Origin of the sequence: Streptomyces sp. LUP47B, from assembly GCF_001746295.1 — a bacterium.
Classification (GTDB): Bacteria; Actinomycetota; Actinomycetes; order Streptomycetales; family Streptomycetaceae; genus Streptomyces.
Genome location: NZ_MJAH01000006.1, coordinates 979,238 through 1,000,403 on the forward strand (window position 1 = coordinate 979,238; position 21,166 = coordinate 1,000,403).

Below are 21,166 nucleotides of genomic sequence, written 5' to 3' on the forward strand. Positions count from 1 at the left end.
GCGCTGAGCGCGCGCTCAGAACCCATGCTACTTATGAGTAACGTGACTGCCCACCCCTGGAGGCCGGAGCGGTGAAGGTCACACCGCGGGAGGCGCTGTGGAGCCCCTCGGGGTCAGTACCGGAGTGGGCACGGCGTGCGATCCCGGCCCCTCCCCGGTGATCACCCCGAACAGCGTCCGAGCCGCCTCCGCACCGAATCCGTGCACGTCATGGCTCATCGCGGAGAGCGTGGGATGGGTGAGCCGACACAGCTGGGAGTCGTCCCAGGCGAGCAGGGAGACGTCGCGCGGAACGTTCAGCCCCATCTCCGCCGCGACCGACAGTCCGGCCACCGCCATGATGTCGTTGTCGTAGACGATCGCCGTGGGCCGGTCCGCCGACGGGGCGGTCAGCAGGGACCGGGTGGCCCGTCCGCCGGCCTCTCCCGAGTAGTCGGTGGTCACCTGCCAGGCCCCCGCCAGTTCCAGGCTCCGCGCCGCCTCGTCGAACGCGGCCGTCCTCATCGCCGTGTGCCCGAGCGCCGCCGCGCCCCCCACCCGGGCGATCCGCCGGTGCCCCAGCGCCGCGAGATACCGCACGGCCTCCGTCACGGCGGTGGCGTCGTCGGTCCACACGGACGTGAGGCCGCCGGTGAACGCGGGATGCCCCACCGCCACCACCGGCAGGCCCAGCCGCTCGGTCGCCGCGACGCGCGGGTCGTCCGCCCGGAAGTCGACCAGGATCGACCCCCCGACCTGCCGTCCCCGCCACCACGACTCCTGCAGCCCGACCTCCTCCTCCACGTTCCGCACGAGCCGCAGCAGCAGCGAGCAGTTCCGCTCGATCAGCACGCTCTCCACGCCCGACACGAACTCCATGTAGAAGGGTTCCAGCCCGAGCAACCGCGCAGGGCGGCAGATCGCGAGTCCCACCACGTCCACCCGCGACCCGGCCAGCGTCCGTGCGGTGAGGTTCGGCGCCCACCCCAGTTCCCGGGCCGCCTCGAAGATCCGGTCCCGGGTCGCCTCGGACAGCCCGGGCTTGTGGTTGAAGGCGAGCGACACGGCCCCCTTGGACACACCGGCCCGCGCGGCGACGTCCTTGATGGTGACGCGCGAGGTCGGCTGAGCTGTCATCGGCTGGGCTCCAGGCAGTACAGGGCGGACCGGGCGGCATCGGGATCAGGAGTCTTCCAGCCGCTGACCCCGATGGTCACCCGCTCCCCGGGCAACAACGTGACCAGCCCCCGGTCGGCCCGCGCCGCCGGATCCAGCCGGTCCGCCTGCAGCAGCAGATCCCGTACGAGGGTCCGTGCCGTCACGGTCACGCCCCCCGCCGCCACGACCACGTCGAACTCCGGCCGCGGGTAGGGGATCTCCCGGTCAGACGAGGGGAAGTACAGAGCCCGCAAACCGCCTGCCCTCACCCCGGCATCCGCACCGAGCCTCGCGCCCGATTCCGCGCCCGCACCGTGAACTGCGCTCGCGCCCGCAGCCGCACTGACTTCGGTGCCGGCGTCTTGGCCGTCGCCCACGCCCGCGTCCTGACTTGCGCTCGATTCCGTGCCCGAGCCGTGACTTGCGCCCGCGCCCCCAGCCGCACTGACTTCGGTGCCGGCGCCGTGGCCCGCCCCCGCGCCGGTTCCTGCCTCCGAGCCGYGGCCCGCGCCCGCTACGGCGGCCGCACCGACGTCCGTGCCCGCGGCCCCTYCCCAGCCCGCGCTCGCGCCSCCAGCTGAGCCCTGACCCGTGCCCGCGGCCCCTCCCCAGCCCGCGCTCGCGCCCCCAGCTGAGCCCGGACCCGTGCCCAGAGCCCCTCCCCGGTCCGCACCACCGTCCCCGCCCGCATCCGCCACCAGGAACTCCTTCGTCCCCACCGGTACCAGCTCCGGCGGTACCGTCACATCGGTGACCGTGCGTCGGGCCGCGTGGAAGTCCAGTTCCGCCTCGTCGATCACCGTGCCGTCCACCGACATCCGCCGCAGCCGCAGCACCCCCGCCCACGGCTCGCCCGCTTGGTTGACGGCAGCCAACACCAGCTGCTGCCCGCGCTTCTGGACCGTCAGCAACCGGTCCGCGTACAGGCGCCGCAGCTCGTGGTACAGCGGTTTCTCCCGCCCGTCCCCGTCGATCGCGGCCCAACTCGTCACCGGCCAGCAGTCGTTGAGCTGCCACACCACCGTCCCCGCGCACACCGGCCAGTGCGACCGCCAGTGCTCGATCCCGGCGGCCACGGCCCGCGCCTGGTTGACCTGCATGAGGTAGTGCCAGCGGTCGAAGTCCCCCTCGGGGAAGGCGAAATGCCGCTCCAGCCCACGCCGAAGCTTGCCGTTCCCGTCGTCGGCCTTCTGGTGGTGCAGCACACCGGGGGAGTCCGCCGCGAGCACCTCCCCGGGCAGCGCACCCGCCAGCGTGGCGTACGCGGGCGGCGCCTGCCAGCCGAACTCGGCCACGAAACGCGGCACTTCGGCGCGGTACTCGGCGTAGTCCTCCCGGTTCCACACCTCCCAGGAGTGGTGCGTCCCGTGCGCCGGATCGTTCGGGTGATGCTCCCACGACCCGGACCAGGGGCTCCCCGCCGTATAGGGCCGCGTGGGATCCAACTCGGCCACCACCCGCGGCAGTACGCCCAGGTAGTACCCCTCGCCCCAGGAGTCCCCGGCGAGCCCCGCCTCCCATCCCCAGTCCCGGAACCCCCACAGGTTCTCGTTGTTGCCGTTCCACAGCACGAGCGAGGGATGCGGCATCAGCCGTACGACGTTCTCCCGGGCCTCCGCCTCCACCTCGCCCCGCAGCGGCTGCTCCTCCGGGTAGGCGGCGCACGCGAACGGGAAGTCCTGCCAGACCAGCAGCCCGAGTTCGTCGCAGGCGTCGTAGAAGTCCTCGCTCTCGTAGATCCCGCCGCCCCAGACCCGCACCAGGTCCACCCCGGCGTCGGCCGCCTGCTCCAGCCGCTCCCGGTACCGCTCCCGGGTGATCCGGGAGGGGAACACGTCGTCCGGGATCCAGTTCACGCCGCGCGCGAAGAGCCGCTCGCCGTTGACGACGAGGGTGAACCCGGTGCCGTGCGCGTCGGCCGAGCGGTCCAGCTCGACGCTTCGGAAGCCCACCCGGCGCCGCCACACGTCCAGCGGACGCCCCTCGTGCATAAGCGTCAACTCCACTTCGTACAGAGGCTGTTCACCGTACCCACGCGGCCACCAAAGCCCCGCGTCGGGCACTTCGAGGCGTACGACCCCCTCGGTGCCGTCAATGGAAGCGCTCGCCCGCACCCCACCCACGGAAGCCTCGACCCTCAGCGGCGCCTCGACCCGGGCCCGCTCGACCTCGACCGCCAACTCCACGACGCCCACGCCCTGTTCGACGGTCACGAGCGGCCGCACCCGGGCGATCCGGGCCGTCGACCACCGCTCGAGCCGCACCGGCCGCCAGATCCCGGCCGTCACCAGCGTGGGCCCCCAGTCCCAGCCGAACGAGCAGGCCATCTTGCGGAGGTACTGATACGGCTCGGCATACGCGGCGGGCCGCTCACCCAGCTTCCCGCGCACCGCCTCGGCCTCGGCGTAGGCGGAGACGAACCGCACCGCGAGCCGCCCCGACATACCGGTCACGTCGAAGCGGTACGAGCGGTGCATGTTCCTCGTCCGGCCCAGGAGCCGGCCGTCCAGAAGAATCTCGGCCACGGTGTCCAGACCGTCGAAGACGAGGTCGGTCTGCTCATGCCCGTCCATGGGCACGAGGTCGGTCTCGTAGGTCCAGTCCCGCCGCCCCACCCACGCGACCTCGGTCTCGTTGCGCCCGAGAAAGGGATCCGGGATCACTCCCGCCGCCAGCAGATCGGTGTGCACGCATCCCGGCACGACAGCGGGGAGTTCGTCCACCGTGCCGTCGGAGTGTCGCAGGATCCATCCCTCGGTGAGCGGTGTGGCCTGAAGCATGTACACACTCCCTAAACCGATCAAGTCCTGTGCTGCGGGCACTTTTTGAGTTGGCTGGCATCGTTGGCGAGATAGGGACTTTACCGGTTAAGAAAACGTTGTCAGAGTACCGAACCAGCCAACCCGCTCGTGCTCGTCCGTCCCCTGAACGGAGCTGATGCACATGAACCGCCGTACAGCCCTGGCCATGGTCGTGGGAGCCGCCCTGCTGATCCCAGGGTGCACCGGCACCGGTGGGTCGTCGAAGGGCGCCGACGCCAAGGCGCCTGACGATCCGTCGAAGGTCTCCGGCACCATCAAGGTCCTCACCGTCCGCACCGACCTCGTGCAGGACGGCACGCTGAAGAAGTACGCCGCCGAGTTCAGCAAGACCTATCCGAAGGTGAAGGTCGAGTTCGAGGGCATCACGGACTACGAGGCCGAGGTCAAGATCCGGATGAACACCGAGAACTACGGCGATGTCCTGCTGATCCCGGCCGTCATCAAGAAGAGCGACTACCCGAAGTTCTTCGCCTCGCTGGGCACCCAGCAGGAGCGCGCCCGGAAGTACCGCTTCACCGACTTCACCGCCGTCGACGGCAAGGTGTACGGGCAGAGCCCCGTCGCCGTGAGCCCCGGGTTCGTCTACAACAAACGGATCTGGAAGGAGGCCGGGATCACCGAATGGCCCACCACACCGGCCGAGTTCGTCGCCGACCTCAAGGCCATCAAGGCGAAGACCGACGCGATCCCGTACTACACCAACTTCTCGGCGGGCTGGCCGCTGTCCTCGTGGACGTCCGTCGACGGCGCGGTGACCTGTGACCCGAAGGCGACCGACAAGCTCGCCGAGGGCGACCCCTGGGCGAAGGGCGCGGACCTGCGCGTCGGCGACCAGCTCCTGTACGACATCGTCCACGAGGGGCTGATCGAGAAGGACCCGACCACCAGCAACTGGGAGGAGTCCAAGCCCCGCACCGCCAAGGGTGAGATCGCCACACAGTGGCTCGGCACCTGGGCGATCGTGCAGTTCCAGGACGCGGCGAAGAAGGCCGGCGTGAACCCCGACGACATCGGCTTCATGCCCTTCCCGGCCCGGACGGGCGGAAAGTTCTGCGCGACCATCGCCCCCGACTACAACCAGGCGGTCAACGTCCACTCCGCGCACAAGGAGGCGGCCCGGGCCTGGATCGACTGGTTCACCGACAAGTCGGGCTATGTCGAGGACAACCTCGCCCTGTCCCCGCTCAAGGACGCGCCACTGCCGTCGGTCCTCAAGCCGTACGAGGACCAGGGCGTGAAGTTCATCGAACTGGACGACGCCCAGGGCGCGAAGGTCAAGCAGATCGACAACGAGTCAGAGGTCGGCCTCTACGCCCCCGAGTACCGCCAGAAGCTCGTCGACCTCGCCCGCGGCGCCCGCAAGGGCAGCCTCGACGACTTCCTCGCGGACCTCAGCAAGCGCTGGACGGACACCCAGAAGAACCTGGGGTCCTGATGACGGACACCACACAGAAGGCGGCCGTGGAGGTGATCCCGGCCGCCCCCGTCCCGGCACCGCCCACGCGCCGGACCCGCGTCCGGCGGGGCGTGACCCCCTGGCTGTTCCTGATCGCGCCGCTCGCCCTGCTGATCACCTTCACCTACGCGCCGATCGCCAACATGATCGCGTACAGCTTCACCGACTGGGACGGTGTCAGCCCCGAACTGCGCTACACGGGCGTCGAGAACTACCGGGAGGTGTTCACCCGCCCGGATCTCTTCGAGGTCTTCTGGGTCAGCGGCTACTACCTCGCCGCCTCCGTGGTCCAGATCGCCCTCGCGCTCTACTTCGCGACGATCCTGAGCTTCAACGTCCGCTTCCGGAACTTCTTCAAGGGCGTGCTCTTCTTCCCGTACCTGATCAACGGCGTCGCGATCGGCTTCGTGTTCCTCTACTTCTTCCAGGACGGCGGCACCCTCGACTCGGTGCTGAGCCTGTTCGGAGTGCGGACCGACCACGCCTGGCTCGGCACCCCGGTCTCCGCGAACACCTCGCTGGCCGGCGTCTCGGTCTGGCGCTATCTCGGACTGAACTTCGTGCTCTTCCTGGGCGCGATCCAGTCCATCCCGGGGGAGTTGTACGAGGCCTCGGAGCTGGACGGCGCGAACCGCTGGCACCAGTTCCGCCACATCATCGCGCCGGGCATCAAACCGGTCCTGACCCTGACGGTGATCCTCTCGATCTCCGGCTCGCTGTCGGTCTTCGAGATCCCGTACATCATGACCGGCGGCGCGACCGGCACCGAGACCTTCGTGATCCAGACGGTCAACCTGGCCTTCCGCTTCAACAAGACGGGCCTGGCCTCGGCGGCCGCCGTCGTCCTCCTGCTGATCATCCTGCTGGTGACCTGGGTGCAGCGGCGCCTGGTCCCCGACGACAAGGTGGACCTCGTATGACACGCCGTACGATCGCCCGCGCACTTGTCTACTTGTCGCTGATCGCCGCGACGCTGGTCGTCCTGCTGCCGCTCGTGGTCGTCCTCCTCACCTCCCTCAAGTCGGAGAGGGAGATGGCCGACACGAGCGGGGCCCTGGAGCTCCCGCACGACCTGCTGAACTTCCACAACTACGTGACGGCGTTCCAGGACGGCGAGATGCTCTCCGCCTTCACCAACACGTCGATCATCCTGCTGATCTCGATCGGCGGCACGGTCCTCATCGGCTCGATGACGGCTTACGCCATCGACCGGTTCACCTTCCGCTTCAAGAAACTGGTGGTCGTGCTCTTCCTGACGGCCGCCTTGGTGCCCGGCGTCACCACCCAGGTGGCCACGTTCCAGATCGTCAACAGCTTCGGCATGTTCGACAGCCTCTGGGCGCCGATCGCCCTCTACATGGGCACGGACATCGTCTCGATCTACATCTTTCTGCAGTTCGTCCGCTCGATCCCGGTCTCCCTGGACGAATCGGCCCGCCTGGACGGCGCCAACGCCTTCACGATCTACCGGAAGATCATCTTCCCGCTGCTGAAGCCGGCGACCGCGACCGTGGTGATCGTGAAGGGGATCACCGTTTACAACGACTTCTACATCCCCTTCCTCTACATGCCCTCGGAAGATCTTGGCGTGATCTCGACGTCGCTGTTCCGCTTCCGCGGCCCCTACGCGGCCCACTGGGAGGTCATTTCGGCAGGAGCGGTGCTGGTGATCCTGCCGACCCTGATCGTTTTCCTGAGCCTGCAAAGGTTCATCTACAACGGTTTCATGCGAGGCGCGACCAGGTAAGCGCCCCTTCAGGGGTGCGGGGAACTGCGCGAGCAACCACAGACAACCCGCAGCCGCCGTACGTCAAAGACCCCTACGGCGGCTAGGCGGACAAAGCGGCAACAAGAACCGGGGTGACCTGCTCGACCTGCCACGCCCGCGCCCCGTGACCGGCCAACGCCGCCGCGACCGACTCCGCACTGACCACGGCCGGCGGCTCCCAGCAGACCCGCCGCACGGTGTCCGGAGTGATCAGGTTCTCCTGGGGCATGTTCAGCGACTCGGCCAACGCGGAAACGGCGGCCCGTGCGGCGGACAACCTCGCGGCCGCCGCGGGATCCTTGTCGGCCCAGGCCCGCGGCGGCGGCGGGCCGGTGAGCGGCTGCCCGGGCTGCGGCAGCTGTACCTCGGCAAGGGCCCTGGCCCGGTCCACCGCGGCCTGCCACTGCTCCAGCTGCCGTCGTCCCATCCGATGCCCGAACCCGTTCAACGCGGCCAGCGCGTGCACGTTGACCGGCAGGGCGAGCGCCGCCTCGACGATCGCCGCGTCGGACAGCACCTTGCCCGGCGACACGTCCCGCCGCTGGGCGATCCGGTCCCGCGCCTCCCACAGTTCCCGCACGACGGCCAGCTGCCGGCGCCGCCGTACCTTGTGCATGCCGGAGGTCCGCCGCCAGGGGTCCTTGCGCGGCTCGGCCGGCGGAGCCGAAGCGATCGCGTCGAACTCCTGAAGCGCCCACTCCAGCTTCCCCTGCCGGTCGAGCTCCTTCTCCAGCGCGTCCCGCAGGTCGACGAGAAGCTCCACGTCGAGGGCTGCGTACCGCAGCCACGGCTCGGGCAGCGGACGGGTCGACCAGTCGACGGCGGAGTGCCCCTTCTCGAGTACGAAGCCCAGCACTCCTTCGACCATCGCGCCGAGTCCGACCCGGGGGAACCCGGCGATCCGCCCGGCCAGCTCGGTGTCGAACAGGCGCGAGGGCACCATGCCTATCTCGCGGAGACACGGAAGATCCTGCGTGGCGGCGTGCAGCACCCACTCCACACCGGACAGGGCCTCGCCGAGACCCGAGAGATCGGGGCAGGCCACGGGGTCGATCAGTGCGGTCCCCGCACCCGCGCGGCGCAGCTGCACGAGATACGCGCGCTGTCCGTAGCGGTAGCCGGACGCCCGCTCGGCGTCGACGGCGACGGGGCCGGAGCCCGCGGCGAACGCGGCGATCACCTCGGCGAGCGAATCCTCGTCGGCGATCACGGGCGGAATGCCCTCGCGCGGCTCCAGCAGGGGGATCGGCGCCTCCGCCGCAGCAGATCCGCCATCGTCCGGAGGGCCGCCTCCGGTGGTTCGCAGTGAAACGTCTGCTGCGGTCTCTTGGGCGTCGGTCACATGTCAAGGGTATCTGTGTATGGACAGCGCCTGCCGACGGAACGTTCCGTCGGCAGGCGCCTGGGGGTCGTAAACCAGTCAGCCCGGTGAAAGCTCTGGTTCACGTCCGTGAATCGTGAGGCTCGAACGAGCCTCAGTGGATGATGCCGGTACGGAGGGCCACCGCCACCATTCCGGCGCGGTCTCCCGTGCCGAGCTTGCGGGCGATCCGGGCGAGGTGGCTCTTGACGGTCAGTGCGGACAGGCCCATCGAGACGCCGATCGCCTTGTTGGACTGCCCTTCGGCGACCAGCCGCAGTACTTCGACCTCACGGCCGGAGAGCTCGCGGTAGCCACCCGGGTGACTCGGGGCACCCGGGGGGCGGCGGTGCATACGGGCGGCGGCGGAGCCGATGGGGGCGGCACCAGGCCGGGTGGGGAGCCCGACGTTGGTGCGGGTGCCGGTGACGACGTAGCCCTTGACGCCACCCGCGAGGGCGTTGCGCACGGCGCCGATGTCGTCGGCCGCGGAGAGGGCGAGGCCGTTGGGCCAGCCCGCGGCGCGGGTCTCGGACAGCAGCGTCAGGCCGGAGCCGTCGGGAAGGTGGACGTCGGCGACGCAGATGTCTCTGGGGTTGCCGATTCGGGGACGGGCCTCCGCCACGGACGAGGCTTCGATGACATCGCGCACACCGAGCGCCCAGAGGTGACGGGTGACGGTGGATCGTACGCGCGGGTCGGCCACGACCACCATGGCGGTGGGCTTGTTCGGGCGGTAGGCGACCAGGCTTGCGGGCTGCTCGAGGAGAACGGACACCGGGCCTCCTGGGGTGCGGGACGGCTTGGAAGGTCACAGACGTCTTCGGCACCGAACCCGGCGTCCTTTAGAGAATGATCACGATCTAGTGAGTAACAATTAGTGCAATTCGGACGTACGGTCGATCGTTCGGTGAACATATCGGTTCGTTCGATGGCTCACTCCTGACTGAAAGTGGCCGTATCGACAAATTGATGCTCCGTGTGGGTGGTCAGCGCGCCTGCGGGTCCCGTCGCTGTGGCAACGTCACGATCGACGCGTCACCCGGACCGGCCGGCGGCAGACCCGCGACCTGGGCCAGCAGATCGCACCAGGAGGCGAGGTGCCCCGCCGTGTCCGGCACGCCGCCGAGGCCCTCGCGGGGCGTCCAGGAGGCCCGGATCTCGATCTGCGAGGTCGCGGGGCGCTCCGACAGACCGCCGAAGTAGTGCGAGCTCGCGCGCGTGACGGTGCCGCTCGGTTCGCCGTACGACAGCCCGCGCGCCGAGAGCGCGCCGGTCAGCCACGACCAGCACACCTCGGGCAGCAGCGGGTCGGCGGCCATCTCCGCCTCCAGCTCCGCGCGCACGAGTGTCACCAGCCGGAAGGTGCCCCGCCAGGCGTCGTGGCCGTCCGGGTCGTGCAGCAGCACGAGCCGCCCGTCGGCGAGGTCCTGGTCGCCGTCGACGACGGTGGCCTCCAGCGCGTACGCGTGCGGGGCCAGCCGCTGTGGCGCCCGGGTGGGCTCGATCTCGATCTGCGGCCGCAGCCGACTCCCGCGCAGGGCCTGAACCGCGGCCTGGAAAGCCGGCGGAGCCGCACCGCCGCCATCCCGATCCCCTTCCTTCGCGTCGTCCATCCCACCAGCGCCGTCCGACAGTCGTCCTTGAGCCGCAGCCATGCGGGAAGGTTAAAGGGAAGGGCGCCGTGGTGCCGCCCTAGACACCCGGACTTGGCTCCATGCCCACACAGACACCGCGCACTCGGCACTCATCGCACCGTGCGAGACTTTCCGACGTGAGTGCACCTGAGACGCCGCCGTCAGCCACCTACGACTCCGCCTTCCTCAAGGCGTGTCGCCGTGAGCCCGTCCCGCATACCCCCGTGTGGTTCATGCGGCAGGCCGGGCGCTCGCTGCCGGAGTACCGCAAGGTCCGCGAGGGCATCCCGATGCTCGAGTCCTGCATGCGGCCCGAGCTGGTCACCGAGATCACCCTCCAGCCGGTCCGCCGGCACAACGTGGACGCGGCGATCTACTACAGCGACATCGTCGTCCCGCTGAAGGCCATCGGCGTCGACCTCGACATCAGGCCCGGCGTCGGCCCGGTCGTCGAGAACCCGATCCGCACCCGCGCCGACCTGGCTCAACTGCGTGACCTCACCCCCGAGGACGTCTCCTACGTCACCGAGGCCATCGGCCTGCTGACCCGCGAGCTCGGCCCGACCCCCCTCATCGGTTTCGCGGGCGCACCGTTCACCCTCGCGAGTTACCTCGTCGAGGGCGGCCCGTCCCGCACGTACGAGAACGCCAAGGCGATGATGTACGGCGACCCCGAACTGTGGGCCGACCTGCTCGACCGCCTCGCGGAGATCACCGCCGTCTTCCTGAAGGTCCAGATCGAGGCCGGCGCCTCCGCGGTCCAGCTCTTCGACTCGTGGGCCGGCGCCCTCGCCCCCGCCGACTACCGCCGCTCGGTCCTGCCCGCCTCCGCGAAGGTCTTCGAGGCGGTCGAGGGGTACGGCGTGCCCCGCATCCACTTCGGCGTCGGCTGCGGCGAGCTGCTGAAGCTCATGGGCGAGGCCGGCGCGGACGTCGTCGGCGTCGACTGGCGCGTCCCGCTCGACGAGGCCGCCCGCCGCGTCGGCCCCGGCAAGGCGCTCCAGGGCAACCTCGACCCGACGGTCCTGTTCGCCTCCACGGAGGCGGTCGAGGCCAAGACCCGCGAGGTCCTGGACTCGGCCGAGGGCCTGGAGGGTCACGTCTTCAACCTCGGCCACGGCGTCATGCCGTCCACCGACCCGGACGCCCTGACCCGCCTCGTGGAGTACGTCCACACGCGCACCGCCCGCTGACTCACCAGGTGTGCCGGGGCCGTGCCTTCCTGCCGAACAGCAGGCCGCGCGGTTCCGGCGGCGGGGGAGTGCCCGCCTTGAGCGGCCAGGCCAGCAGCATCCCGACGAGGAAGCCAACGACGTGCGCCGCGTACGCCACCGTGCCGGCGGCGGAGACGCCCTCGCCGGAGGAGTACACCGCCTGCAGCACGAACCAGAAGCCCAGCACCAGCCAGGCCGGCAGTCTGAGCGGCAGGAAGACCAGGAAGGGCACCAGGACCCACACCCTGGCCTTCGGGTAGAGCACCAGATAGGCGCCGAGGACCCCGGCGATGGCCCCCGAGGCGCCGATCAGCGGGTCGCCCGAGTCGGAGTTGAGGAGCGCGAAGCCGTACGACGCCGCGTAGCCGCAGACGACGTAGAACAGCGCGAAGCGCACATGCCCCATGCGGTCCTCGACGTTGTTGCCGAAGATCAGCAGGAACAGCATGTTGCCCAGCAGGTGCAGCCAGCCGCCGTGCAGGAACATCGCCGTGAGGACCGACAGCGGCGGGGACTTGTCGTAGTCCGGCGGGGCCACCACACAGCCCGCCGAGCCCTGCGCGCTCGTGCCGACGTCGCCCGTGGGCACCAGTCGCGGCATCTGATGGTGGATCAACTCCTGTGGGACCGCCGCGTAATGGTCCAGGAACGCCTGGAGATGGCACAGCTGGGACAGGCTGCTGTCGCCCGCCACGGAGCCGGCCAGGCCGGGCGTGAACAGGAACACGAGGACGTTCGCGGCGATGAGCGCGTACGTCACCACGGGGGTACGCCGCACGGGGTTCACGTCATGGACGGGGATGACCACAAGGAAGTAGTGCCCCCGATGGGCCCCGCGAATCGGAGGCGCATCGGTGAACACCCGCACGCACGCGTGCGTATGTCTCCTCAACCGCCCGCGGCACGGGGAAGGCGGGCCGCGGGGACTACGTGAGGAACAGCGATGAACGACCGTATTACTCCTCCGATGCACGCTCTTCCCGACGGTGAGGCCGAGATCTCCCTCGTGCTTCGGCTGCCCTGGGAGGACGTGGCCAGGCTCGGTCAGGAGGCCGGGCGGCTCGCGTCCCAGATGCAGCGTCCGGTGACCCTCGACGAGGCCGTGAGCAACCGGCTCAGGACCACGCGGCCCGCCTCGCACGCCAAGCCGGCGGGCGAGCAGCCGGCCGCGATGCCCAACACCAGCGCCTCCGTCTCGGCGCTGCCGCCCCGGCCGCCGGCCGACCAGGCCCGCCAGGCCATCGAACGGATCAACGGAACGGCGTAGCCGTCAGGAGGCCCGCACCTTCGCGGCGGCCTTCCTGGCCGCCACCAGCACCGGGTCCCACACCGGGCTGAACGGCGGCGCGTACCCCAGGTCAAGGGCCGTCATCTGCTCCACCGTCATCCCCGCCGTCAGGGCCACCGCGGCGATGTCGACCCTCTTGCCCGCGCCCTCTCTCCCGACGATCTGCACGCCGAGCAGCCGCCCCGTGCGGCGCTCGGCGAGCATCTTCACCGTCATGGGGGAGGCGCCCGGGTAGTAGCCGGCCCGGCTGGTGGACTCGATCGTGACCGACACGAACTGGAGGCCCACCCGGCGCGCGTCCTTCTCGCGCAGGCCGGTGCGCGCGATCTCCAGGTCGCAGACCTTGCTGACGGCCGTGCCGACGACCCCGGGGAAGGTGGCGTAGCCGCCGCCGACGCCCGTGCCGATGACCTGGCCGTGCTTGTTGGCGTGGGTGCCCAGCGCGATGTGCCGCTCCTGCCCCGAGACCAGGTCGAGGACCTCCACGCAGTCGCCGCCCGCCCAGATGTTCTCGTGGCCGCGCACCCGCATCGCGAGGTCCGTCAGGAGACCGCCGTGGGCGCCCAGCGGCAGACCGGCCGCCTTCGCGAGAGCCGTCTCCGGGCGTACGCCGATGCCGAGCACCACCACGTCCGCCGGGTACTCGGCGTGCTCCGTGGCCACCGCCCGCACCCGGCCGTCCTCGCCCGTGAGCACCTTGGTCACCGCGGCGTCGTCGACCATGGTGATGCCCAGACCCTCCATGGCCTCGTGCACCATGCGGCCCATGTCCGGGTCGAGCGTGGACATGGGCTCGCTGCCCCGGTTGACCACCGTCACCTCGTAGCCGTGGTTGATCAGTGCCTCGGCCATCTCCACACCGATGTAACCGGCGCCCACCACCACCGCCTTGCGGCCACGCGTGTGTGCCAGCGTGTCGATGAGCGCCTGGCCGTCGTCGAGCGTCTGCACCCCGTGCACACCGGGGGCGTCGACTCCCGGCAGGTCCGGGCGGATCGGGCGGGCGCCGGTCGCGATCACGAGCTTGTCGTACGACGTCCAGGACTCGGCCCCCGACTCGAGGTCACGCGCGCGTACCCGCTGCCGGTCGACGTCGATCTCCATGACCTCGGTGCGCATGCGCAGATCGATGTCACGGGCCCGGTGCTCCTCGGGCGTACGGGCGATCAACTGGTCCGGCCCGCTGACCTCCCCGCCCACCCAGTACGGGATGCCGCAGGCCGAGTAGGAGGTGAAGCGGCCCCGCTCGAACGCCACGATCTCCAGTTCCTCGGGGCCCCTCAACCGGCGCGCCTGCGACGCCGCGGACATCCCCGCGGCGTCGCCGCCGATCACGACCAGACGTTCCCTCGTGTCCCGCATACGGCTCATGTTCATGCGAACACGCTACGAGGGCGGGGCATTTCAGTCCTGCTCGCCCCGCTCCTGCTCCCGTCCCGGTGCCGGGACGGGACGTGCCATGGGCAGCGGGCCCAGAGCGGTCGAGGCGGCCGCGGGCGCGGGCCGGCGCGGCAGCCGGGGCCGGATCAGCCGCAGCCACACCAGCACGATCAGCGCGATCCCCGCGACGAACGGCAGCACCGCCGCCACCGCCACCACGACCCAGCGCAGCATGGTCACGAACGCGTCCCAGCCGCCCGCGAGCGCGTCGACGACGCCGGGGTCGTCGTCCTTCGCGGCCTTGGCCACGGGCGACTCGGACAGCGACAGGGTGATGGTGGCCAGGCTCGTGCGGTCCTTCAGGGAGGCCTGGCGGGCGAGCAGCGACTCCAGGTCGGCCTGACGGGTGCTCAGTTCGCCCTCCAGGGTCACCACGTCGCTCAGCCTGGTCGCCTTGTCCATCAGCTCCCGGATCCGCGCCACACTCGCGCGCTGCGTCGCGATCCGGCTCTCCACGTCGACGACCTGGTCGGTGACGTCCTGCGCGTTCGCGGTGCGCTCCAGGAGCTTGCCCGCGCCCTCCAGGTCGGCGAGGACCTCGTCGTACTTCTCAACGGGTATCCGCAGCACCACCTCCGTCTGCTCCCGGCCCTCCTCGTCGCGGGAGGTGGACTCCTTGCCGACGAACCCGCCCGCGTTCTCGGTGGTGGTGCGGGCCGCGGCGAGCGCCTTCGGCACGTTCTTGACCTGCACGGTCAGCGTGGCGGTGCGGATGATGTGATTCACCGCGGGCTGGGGTGCGGTCGTGGCCTGCTTGCCGCCCGCGCCGGCCTCGGCGCCGGGCGCGCCCTCCGCGTCGGCCCGCGAGGCGGCCTTGTCGTCGTTGGTGAGGCCGCTGCCGTCACTGCTGGAGTCGGCGCCCGCGCTGCACCCGGTCAGCGCGAGGGCCGCGGCCAGCAGGAGCCCGGCGAGCGCCTGGACGGGACGTACCGAGCTTCGTGTGCGGCGTGAACGTGATGTGCGCATGGGCGTCCCCCCGAGGTTCGTGAACAACTGACGGTCCTTCGACGCCGGAGGGGGCGCGAACGTTGGACTCCGGCGGTCCCGATGCGGTCACGGTCAGGACTCGTGCAGGACACCGGGTCGCCGGAGGACTGTCAGTGGGGTCTGAGAGGCTGGGGTCATGAGCGGATCACGGGTCGTCGTCATCGGAGCCGGCATCGCGGGACTGGCCGCGGCGCACCGGCTGGCGCAGCGCGGTGCGCGCGTCACCGTGCTGGAGGCGTCCGACCGGGTCGGCGGAAAGCTGCTGCCCGGGGAAATCGCGGGCGCGCGCGTCGACCTCGGCGCCGAGTCGATGCTGGCCCGCAGGCCGGAGGCGGTGGCCCTGGCGCGTGAGGTGGGCCTCGACGACCGCCTCCAGCCGCCCGCCACCGCGACCGCCTCGATCTGGACCCGCGGCGCCCTGCGCCCCATGCCCAAGGGCCACGTCATGGGCGTCCCCGGCACCGCCGAGGCGCTGGCCGGAGTGCTGTCCGAGGAGGGCCTCGCCCGCATCCAGCAGGACGCTGAGCTGCCCCGCACAGAGGTCGGCGACGACGTGGCGGTCGGTGAGTACGTGGCGGCGCGCCTGGGCCGCGAGGTCGTCGACCGCCTCATCGAACCCCTCCTCGGCGGGGTCTACGCGGGTGACGCGTACCGCATCTCGATGCGCTCGGCGGTCCCGCAGCTCTTCCAGGTCGCGAGGACTCACACCTCGCTGACGGAGGGCGTGCGAGAGATCCAGGCGCGGATGGCGGCCAACCAGCAGACCGGGCCGGTGTTCATGGGCGTCGAGGGCGGCGTGGGCACCCTCCCGCTCGCCGTCGCCGACTCGGTCCGCGCGCACGGCGGCGAGATCGTCACCGGTGTCCCGGTGACCGAGCTGCGCCGCGAGCCGTCCGGTGGCTGGAGGGTCGTCGCCGCGGACCGCGTCCTGCACGCCGACGCCGTGATCGTCGCCGTCCCCGCCCCGGCCGCCGCCGGCCTCCTGCGCGCCGAGGCCCCCGAGGCCGCCACCGAGCTCGACACCGTGGAGTACGCCTCCATGGCCCTGGTCACCCTCGCCTACCGCCGCGCCGACACCACCCTGCCCGCGGGCAGTGGCTTCCTCGTCCCGCCGGTCGACGGCCGCACCATCAAGGCGTCCACCTTCGCCTCCCAGAAGTGGGGCTGGATCGCCGACGAGAACCCCGACGTCGTCGTCCTGCGCACCTCCGTCGGCCGCTATGGCGAGACGAAGATCCTGGAGCGCGACGACACCGCCCTGGTGGACGTCTCCCGCCACGACCTGCGCGAGGCCACCGGCCTGGACGCCACGCCCCTGGAGACCCGCGTCACCCGCTGGACCGACGGCCTGCCCCAGTACCCCGTCGGCCACCACGCGCGCGTGGCCCGCATCCGCGAGCACGTCGCCAAGCTCCCGGGCCTCGCGGTGTGCGGCGCGCAGTACGACGGCGTCGGCATCCCGGCCTGCATCGCGAGCGCCCACGCTGCCGTGGACCAGATCCAGGGCGACCTGACCGCCGTACGGGAGCTCACGGCCAACCCGGTGCAGAGCCTGCACGGCGGAGCGGGAGAATAGGGCCCATGAGCAACGACGCCCCCACCCCCGAGTCCGGCAGGGTCCCGAACAAGGGCAAGCTGGCCAAGGACCTCAACGAGGTCATCCGTTACACGCTCTGGTCCGTCTTCAAGCTGAAGGACGTGCTCCCCGAGGACCGCACGGGTTACGCCGACGAGGTCCAGGAGCTGTTCGACCAGCTCGCCGCCAAGGACGTCACGATCCGCGGCACCTACGACGTGTCCGGGCTGCGCGCCGACGCCGACGTCATGATCTGGTGGCACGCGGAGACCAGCGACCAGCTGCAGGAGGCGTACAACCTCTTCCGCCGCACCAGGCTGGGCCGGGCGCTGGAGCCGGTCTGGTCGAACATGGCGCTGCACCGCCCCGCCGAGTTCAACCGCTCGCACATCCCGGCGTTCCTGGCGGACGAGAACGCCCGCGACTACGTGAGCGTCTACCCGTTCGTGCGGTCGTACGACTGGTACCTCCTCCCCGACGAGGACCGCCGCCGCATGCTCGCCGACCACGGCAAGATGGCCCGCGGCTACCCGGACGTCCGCGCCAACACGGTCGCCTCCTTCTCCCTCGGCGACTACGAGTGGATCCTGGCCTTCGAGGCCGACGAGCTGTACCGCATCGTCGACCTCATGCGCCACCTGCGCGCCTCGGAGGCGCGGATGCACGTCCGCGAGGAGGTCCCGTTCTACACCGGCCGCCGCAAGGACATCGGCGACCTCGTGGCGGGCCTCGCCTGATCAGGCAGCGGGTCCGACGGCCGCCTTCCGGGAGCTGTCCTTCGTCTTCAGCTTCGGCTTCGGCGTGGGCTCGGGGTGCGGGGCGCACGCGGCGTGCCGCACCGGGAGGCGGCCCTCCAGCAGGTAGGCGCCCAAATATCCGTTGACGCAGGGGTTCGGGCCGCCCGCGACGCCGTGCGTGCCCGCGTCCCGCTCGGTCACCAGCACCGAACCGGACAGCCGCCGGTGCAGCTCCAGGGCGCCGGCGTACGGAGCCGCCGCGTCCCTCTCGGCCGCCAGAATCAGCGTCGGCGGCAGCTCACCGGGCCCGGTCCGCACGTCCAGGGCCCGCTGCCGCGGCGCGAGCCAGTACGCGCAGGGCAGGTTCATCCACACGTTGTCCCACGTCTCGAACGGCGCCACCCGCGCCAGCCGGGTGTTGTCCCGGTCCCACACCTTCCAGTCCGTGGGCCAGGACGCGTCGTTGCACTCGACGGCCGTATAGACGGCGTTGGAGTTCTCCGCCTCCTTCGCCGCCTCCTGATGCGGCCCGGCCTGCTGGATCAGCGGCTTGGAATCACCCTTGAGATACGCCGACAGGGCCTGCGCCCGATGCGGCCAGAAGTCGTCGTAGTACCCGGCCGACAGGAACGCCCCCTGCAGCTCCCCGGGCCCGACCTTCCCCCCGGCCGGCTCGGCGGCCAGCCGCGCCGCCGCCTTCTCGTAGCTGCGCAGCACCTCCTCGGCCGTGTCCCCGAGCCCGTACACATCGTCATGCCTGGCGATCCACTCCCGGAAGTCCGCCCAGCGTTCCTCGAACGCGGCCGACTGGTCCAGGTTGTTGCGGTACCAGACCTGCGCCGGGTCCGGATTCACGGCCGCGTCGAAGACCATCCGCCGTACATGCGAGGGGAACAGCGTCGCGTACAGCGCGCCGAAGTAGGTCCCGTACGACGCCCCCACGAACGTCAGCTTCCGCTCGCCCAGCGCGGCCCGCAGCACGTCCAGGTCCCGGGCGTTGTTCAGGGAGGTGTAGTACCGCAGAGCCGCCCCCGCGCGCTTCGCACACCCGCGCGCATACGCCTTCGCCTGCGCGATGCGTTCCTTCTTGTACGACAGTGAGGGGTGCGTCTGTGTCTGCGTGGGCGCCTTGAGGTACTGCTTCGGGTCCGTGCAGGACAGCGGCGCCGAACGGCCCACCCCGCGCGGTGCGTAGCCCACCAGGTCGTACGCCGCAGCGAGCCCCTTCCACTCGGGGAGCGCGCCGACCAGCGGGAAGTACATGCCGGAGGCGCCGGGACCGCCGGGGTTGTAGACCAGGGCGCCCTGCCGGGGCACCCTGTGCTTGCTGTTGTGCGCGTCCTTGTGGGTGGCCCGCACCCGGCTGACGGTCAGTTCGATCTGGCGGCCGTCGGGGCGCGCGTAGTCGAGCGGGACGGACACCGTGCCGCACTGGACACTGTCGGGCAGGTCCTCCACCGCGGGGCAGGAGCCGAAGCGGACTCCGGCCGTCCCGGCGCGCGCCGCGGCGATCGCGGTGCCGCGGACTTCCGCCGCGCCCGGGGCGGCCGGAGCGCCCCCGGCCGGTGCGGCGGCGAGCGTGGTCAGAAGCAATGACCCGGCGGCCGTGTAGAGGGCGGGGGCTCTCATCGGTATCCCTTCGGTGCGCGGCAGCGACAAAGGGGATGTTTCGTTCGACTGCGGGGGAAGGCAAGCACCGCCCCGCTTGTGTCGGCCCCAATGCCTCCGTGCGCCCCCGGGTGGGCTCAGTCGTGTCCGTGCGGCCGGCGGTGCTCCTCGCCGTGTCCGCCGGGCCGCTCTCCTCGCCACTCCTCACGAGGACGGCCGCGGTGCTGCTCGCGGTGGGCGAAGGCCGCGCGCAGATCAGGTTCTCCGACCGCACTGATGCCGCGTACGGCGACGGAGGTGAGATACGTCCGCTCGTCCGTGCCGCCGGTGCGCCGGGTCAGAGCGCCGAGCAGCCGCTGGCCGGCCGGGGAAGCCCAGCGTGAGTACGGGTGGACCTCCATCCGTGCGATGGCCAGACAGCTGAGGGAGAGCGCGAGCGGCAGCGCGAACCAGAGGGCGACCAGGTGCCGCGGCATCTCCGACGGGGCGGGCGCGAGCAGCGCGATCGCGCCCAGCGCGACGACGGCCACCGAGGCCAGCCGCACCTGGCGGACCGCCGCCGCGATCCCGGACCGGGTGCCGTCGGGCACGGCGAGACCCGCGTCCACGAGCCGGTCGGCGATGCTGCGCACCGCGTCCGCCGAGGCCGCGTCCGCGCGCACCGGCGCGATCCGGGACTGCCCCTCGGGGCCGATGGCCCCGATCACCGTGCGCTCCATCTCGTCCCGCCCCCGCGGATCGACGACGGTCGCCCAGCCGGTGTGGGCCAGCAGCAGCCGTCGCTGCCGGGCCATGGAGACGAGCGTCAGATCGGCGACCCGCCGCGGGCCGCCCGACAGGAACGCGGCCTCGTACAGCGTCAGATCGTGTCTCCGGGCATCCGCGTCGGCGGCCGCCGCGTGTACGGCGGCCAGGCACAGCCGCGTACACGCGGTGCCGGCGGCGGCCCAGGCCAGCAGCAGAAGCAGAACCCAGAACATGCCGCGTTTCTATGCCAAAGGCTCCCGGCGGCGCCATGGGCTGTTCACAATCCGGACGGAGTGTTGTCGGTGTGTGACGTTCCGTTTGTCCGGAAGTGGACTACGAAGGGACGGGGACCGGGGGCGGGCTGGAGGCGGCCGGTGGCAGAGTGAAGGTCGTCACGTACGGCGACGGGGTGACCGGCACGATCGCGCCCGGGTCGGTCGTCGGGCCGGGCGGAGCCGGGGTGTTGGTGATCGGCGGTGTGCTGCCGGTGGCCATGTCCCGGGCCAGGGCGCCGAAGTCGACGTACCCGGTGGCCTCCAGGATCTTGATGTGGTCCAGCACGGTGGTGTTGGCGTCGTCGGCCAGGGCGCGGACCAGGGAGTTCTGGGTACTCGCGCGGACCTCTGCGACAACCGAGAACACCCTGCCGTGCGCGAGACGCAGGATGTTGGCGAACTGGCGGTCGTAGTCGACGCCCTGGGCCTGGTTCAGGGTGTCGAGCCACTGCTTCTGCTGATCGCTGGGCTCGTTGGGCAGGGCGAGTCCGAGCTTGGACGCCACGTCACGCACGCGTGCGTCGAGGAACGTGTGCCCCTCGACCAGGTGCTGCCCCGCCGTCCGTACGGCCTGCGTCGTGCCCTTCTGCTCCGCCTGCTGACCCGCGGGCAGCTCCCACAGCCCCGCCAGCCGCACCTTCGTGACGAACTCCCGGTCCAGTGCGGAGAGCGGCCCGTACGGCGTCGTCACGGTCCCGGCGTTGAGCACGCTCAGTCCCGTGCCGGAGCGGTCGGCATAGGACCACATCGGGATGAGCAGGGCCACGAGGGTCGCCGTCAGCCCGGCGATGATGACCCCGGTGCCGGAAACGATGCCTCGCCCCTTGACGGGCGGTCGCGGTCGCATGGTGCCTCCTGTTGCGGCACCGCACGCTAGTGGGATTCAGGTGCGGGATTGACATATTACTGCCGGGTCCGTGGAGGTCGTGTGTCGGCTGCGGGCCGGTGGGGGCCGGTCGCGCCGCGCGGCGGAGCCGCATGTGGATGCGGCCGCGCGCCCCGGGGCGGGTTGCAGCAGCCCCGCGCCCTGGGTGGATTGCAGTCGCTGCCGGCTGCTATGCCTGCGCAGCCCGCAGCCCGCAGCCCGCAGCCCGCAGCCCGCAGCCCGCAGCCC

Annotated in this window: 18 protein-coding genes; 7 read left to right on the top strand and 11 right to left on the bottom strand. The window is 71.0% G+C overall.

Annotated features, from left to right (window positions below; all coding sequences use genetic code 11):
- Positions 1-78: 78 nt before the first annotated feature.
- Positions 79-1,116: a LacI family DNA-binding transcriptional regulator gene (locus BFN33_RS22350; RefSeq protein ID WP_069761838.1), complete on the bottom strand. Its 1,038-nt coding sequence runs from the start codon at positions 1,114-1,116 to the stop codon at positions 79-81.
- Positions 1,113-3,917, bottom strand: a complete 2,805-nt coding sequence (locus BFN33_RS22355; protein WP_069761839.1) for a glycoside hydrolase family 2 protein — start codon at positions 3,915-3,917, stop codon at positions 1,113-1,115. The genes BFN33_RS22350 and BFN33_RS22355 overlap by 4 nt, the downstream gene beginning before the upstream one ends.
- Before the next feature lie 163 nt (positions 3,918-4,080).
- Between BFN33_RS22355 and BFN33_RS22360 the strand changes: the two genes are divergently transcribed.
- From BFN33_RS22360 to BFN33_RS22370, 3 genes are read left to right on the top strand one after another with little or no spacing between them, the layout of a single operon-like run.
- Complete coding sequence (locus BFN33_RS22360) at positions 4,081-5,394, top strand: ABC transporter substrate-binding protein (protein WP_069761840.1); 1,314 nt, start codon at positions 4,081-4,083, stop codon at positions 5,392-5,394.
- The gene (locus BFN33_RS22365; RefSeq protein ID WP_069761841.1) at positions 5,394-6,335 is read left to right on the top strand and encodes a carbohydrate ABC transporter permease; all 942 of its coding nucleotides are present in this window, start codon (positions 5,394-5,396) and stop codon (positions 6,333-6,335) included. Before BFN33_RS22360 ends, BFN33_RS22365 begins: the two co-directional genes overlap by 1 nt.
- Complete coding sequence (locus BFN33_RS22370) at positions 6,332-7,162, top strand: carbohydrate ABC transporter permease (RefSeq protein ID WP_069761842.1); 831 nt, start codon at positions 6,332-6,334, stop codon at positions 7,160-7,162. Before BFN33_RS22365 ends, BFN33_RS22370 begins: the two co-directional genes overlap by 4 nt.
- An 82-nt stretch (positions 7,163-7,244) precedes the next feature.
- Here BFN33_RS22370 and BFN33_RS22375 read toward each other — a convergent pair whose 3' ends face one another.
- From BFN33_RS22375 to BFN33_RS22385, 3 genes are all read right to left on the bottom strand, one after another.
- A complete protein-coding gene (locus BFN33_RS22375) occupies positions 7,245-8,525 on the bottom strand; it encodes a ribonuclease D (protein ID WP_079140928.1) in 1,281 nt (426 codons plus the stop codon).
- Positions 8,526-8,658: 133 nt separating this feature from the next.
- Positions 8,659-9,321 (bottom strand): response regulator transcription factor, encoded by a 663-nt coding sequence (locus BFN33_RS22380; protein ID WP_019073943.1) that lies wholly within the window; start codon positions 9,319-9,321, stop codon positions 8,659-8,661.
- Between the two features lie 211 nt (positions 9,322-9,532).
- Entirely contained in the window at positions 9,533-10,201 is a 669-nt protein-coding gene (locus BFN33_RS22385; RefSeq protein WP_079140929.1) for a DUF3000 domain-containing protein, read from the bottom strand.
- A gap of 116 nt (positions 10,202-10,317) precedes the next feature.
- Between BFN33_RS22385 and hemE the strand changes: the two genes are divergently transcribed.
- A complete protein-coding gene (gene hemE, locus BFN33_RS22390) occupies positions 10,318-11,373 on the top strand; it encodes a uroporphyrinogen decarboxylase (RefSeq protein ID WP_069761845.1) in 1,056 nt (351 codons plus the stop codon).
- Position 11,374: 1 nt separating this feature from the next.
- On the opposite strand, the gene BFN33_RS22395 is transcribed toward hemE, so the two are convergent.
- Complete coding sequence (locus BFN33_RS22395) at positions 11,375-12,202, bottom strand: rhomboid family intramembrane serine protease (protein WP_069761915.1); 828 nt, start codon at positions 12,200-12,202, stop codon at positions 11,375-11,377.
- A 135-nt stretch (positions 12,203-12,337) separates the two neighbouring features.
- Between BFN33_RS22395 and BFN33_RS22400 the strand changes: the two genes are divergently transcribed.
- Positions 12,338-12,661 (top strand): hypothetical protein, encoded by a 324-nt coding sequence (locus BFN33_RS22400; RefSeq protein WP_069761846.1) that lies wholly within the window; start codon positions 12,338-12,340, stop codon positions 12,659-12,661.
- A gap of 3 nt (positions 12,662-12,664) precedes the next feature.
- Here BFN33_RS22400 and BFN33_RS22405 read toward each other — a convergent pair whose 3' ends face one another.
- Together BFN33_RS22405 and BFN33_RS22410 are read right to left on the bottom strand one after the other, a co-directional pair.
- Positions 12,665-14,059: an FAD-dependent oxidoreductase gene (locus BFN33_RS22405; RefSeq protein WP_069761847.1), complete on the bottom strand. Its 1,395-nt coding sequence runs from the start codon at positions 14,057-14,059 to the stop codon at positions 12,665-12,667.
- Positions 14,060-14,086: 27 nt separating this feature from the next.
- The gene (locus BFN33_RS22410) at positions 14,087-15,088 is read right to left on the bottom strand and encodes a DUF4349 domain-containing protein (protein WP_069761848.1); all 1,002 of its coding nucleotides are present in this window, start codon (positions 15,086-15,088) and stop codon (positions 14,087-14,089) included.
- Between the two features lie 157 nt (positions 15,089-15,245).
- Between BFN33_RS22410 and hemG the strand changes: the two genes are divergently transcribed.
- Entirely contained in the window at positions 15,246-16,685 is a 1,440-nt protein-coding gene (hemG, locus tag BFN33_RS22415; protein WP_069761849.1) for a protoporphyrinogen oxidase, read from the top strand.
- 5 nt (positions 16,686-16,690) lie between these two features.
- On the top strand, positions 16,691-17,422 hold the full coding sequence (gene hemQ, locus BFN33_RS22420; RefSeq protein ID WP_069761850.1) for a hydrogen peroxide-dependent heme synthase: 732 nt from the start codon (positions 16,691-16,693) through the stop codon (positions 17,420-17,422).
- On the opposite strand, the gene BFN33_RS22425 is transcribed toward hemQ, so the two are convergent.
- From BFN33_RS22425 to BFN33_RS22435, 3 genes are all read right to left on the bottom strand, one after another.
- The gene (locus tag BFN33_RS22425; protein WP_069761851.1) at positions 17,423-19,051 is read right to left on the bottom strand and encodes an alpha/beta hydrolase; all 1,629 of its coding nucleotides are present in this window, start codon (positions 19,049-19,051) and stop codon (positions 17,423-17,425) included.
- 116 nt (positions 19,052-19,167) lie between these two features.
- On the bottom strand, positions 19,168-20,010 hold the full coding sequence (locus BFN33_RS22430; protein ID WP_069761852.1) for a TIGR04222 domain-containing membrane protein: 843 nt from the start codon (positions 20,008-20,010) through the stop codon (positions 19,168-19,170).
- A gap of 100 nt (positions 20,011-20,110) precedes the next feature.
- Entirely contained in the window at positions 20,111-20,899 is a 789-nt protein-coding gene (locus tag BFN33_RS22435) for a DUF4142 domain-containing protein (RefSeq protein WP_069761853.1), read from the bottom strand.
- Between the last annotated feature and the right edge of the window lie 267 nt (positions 20,900-21,166).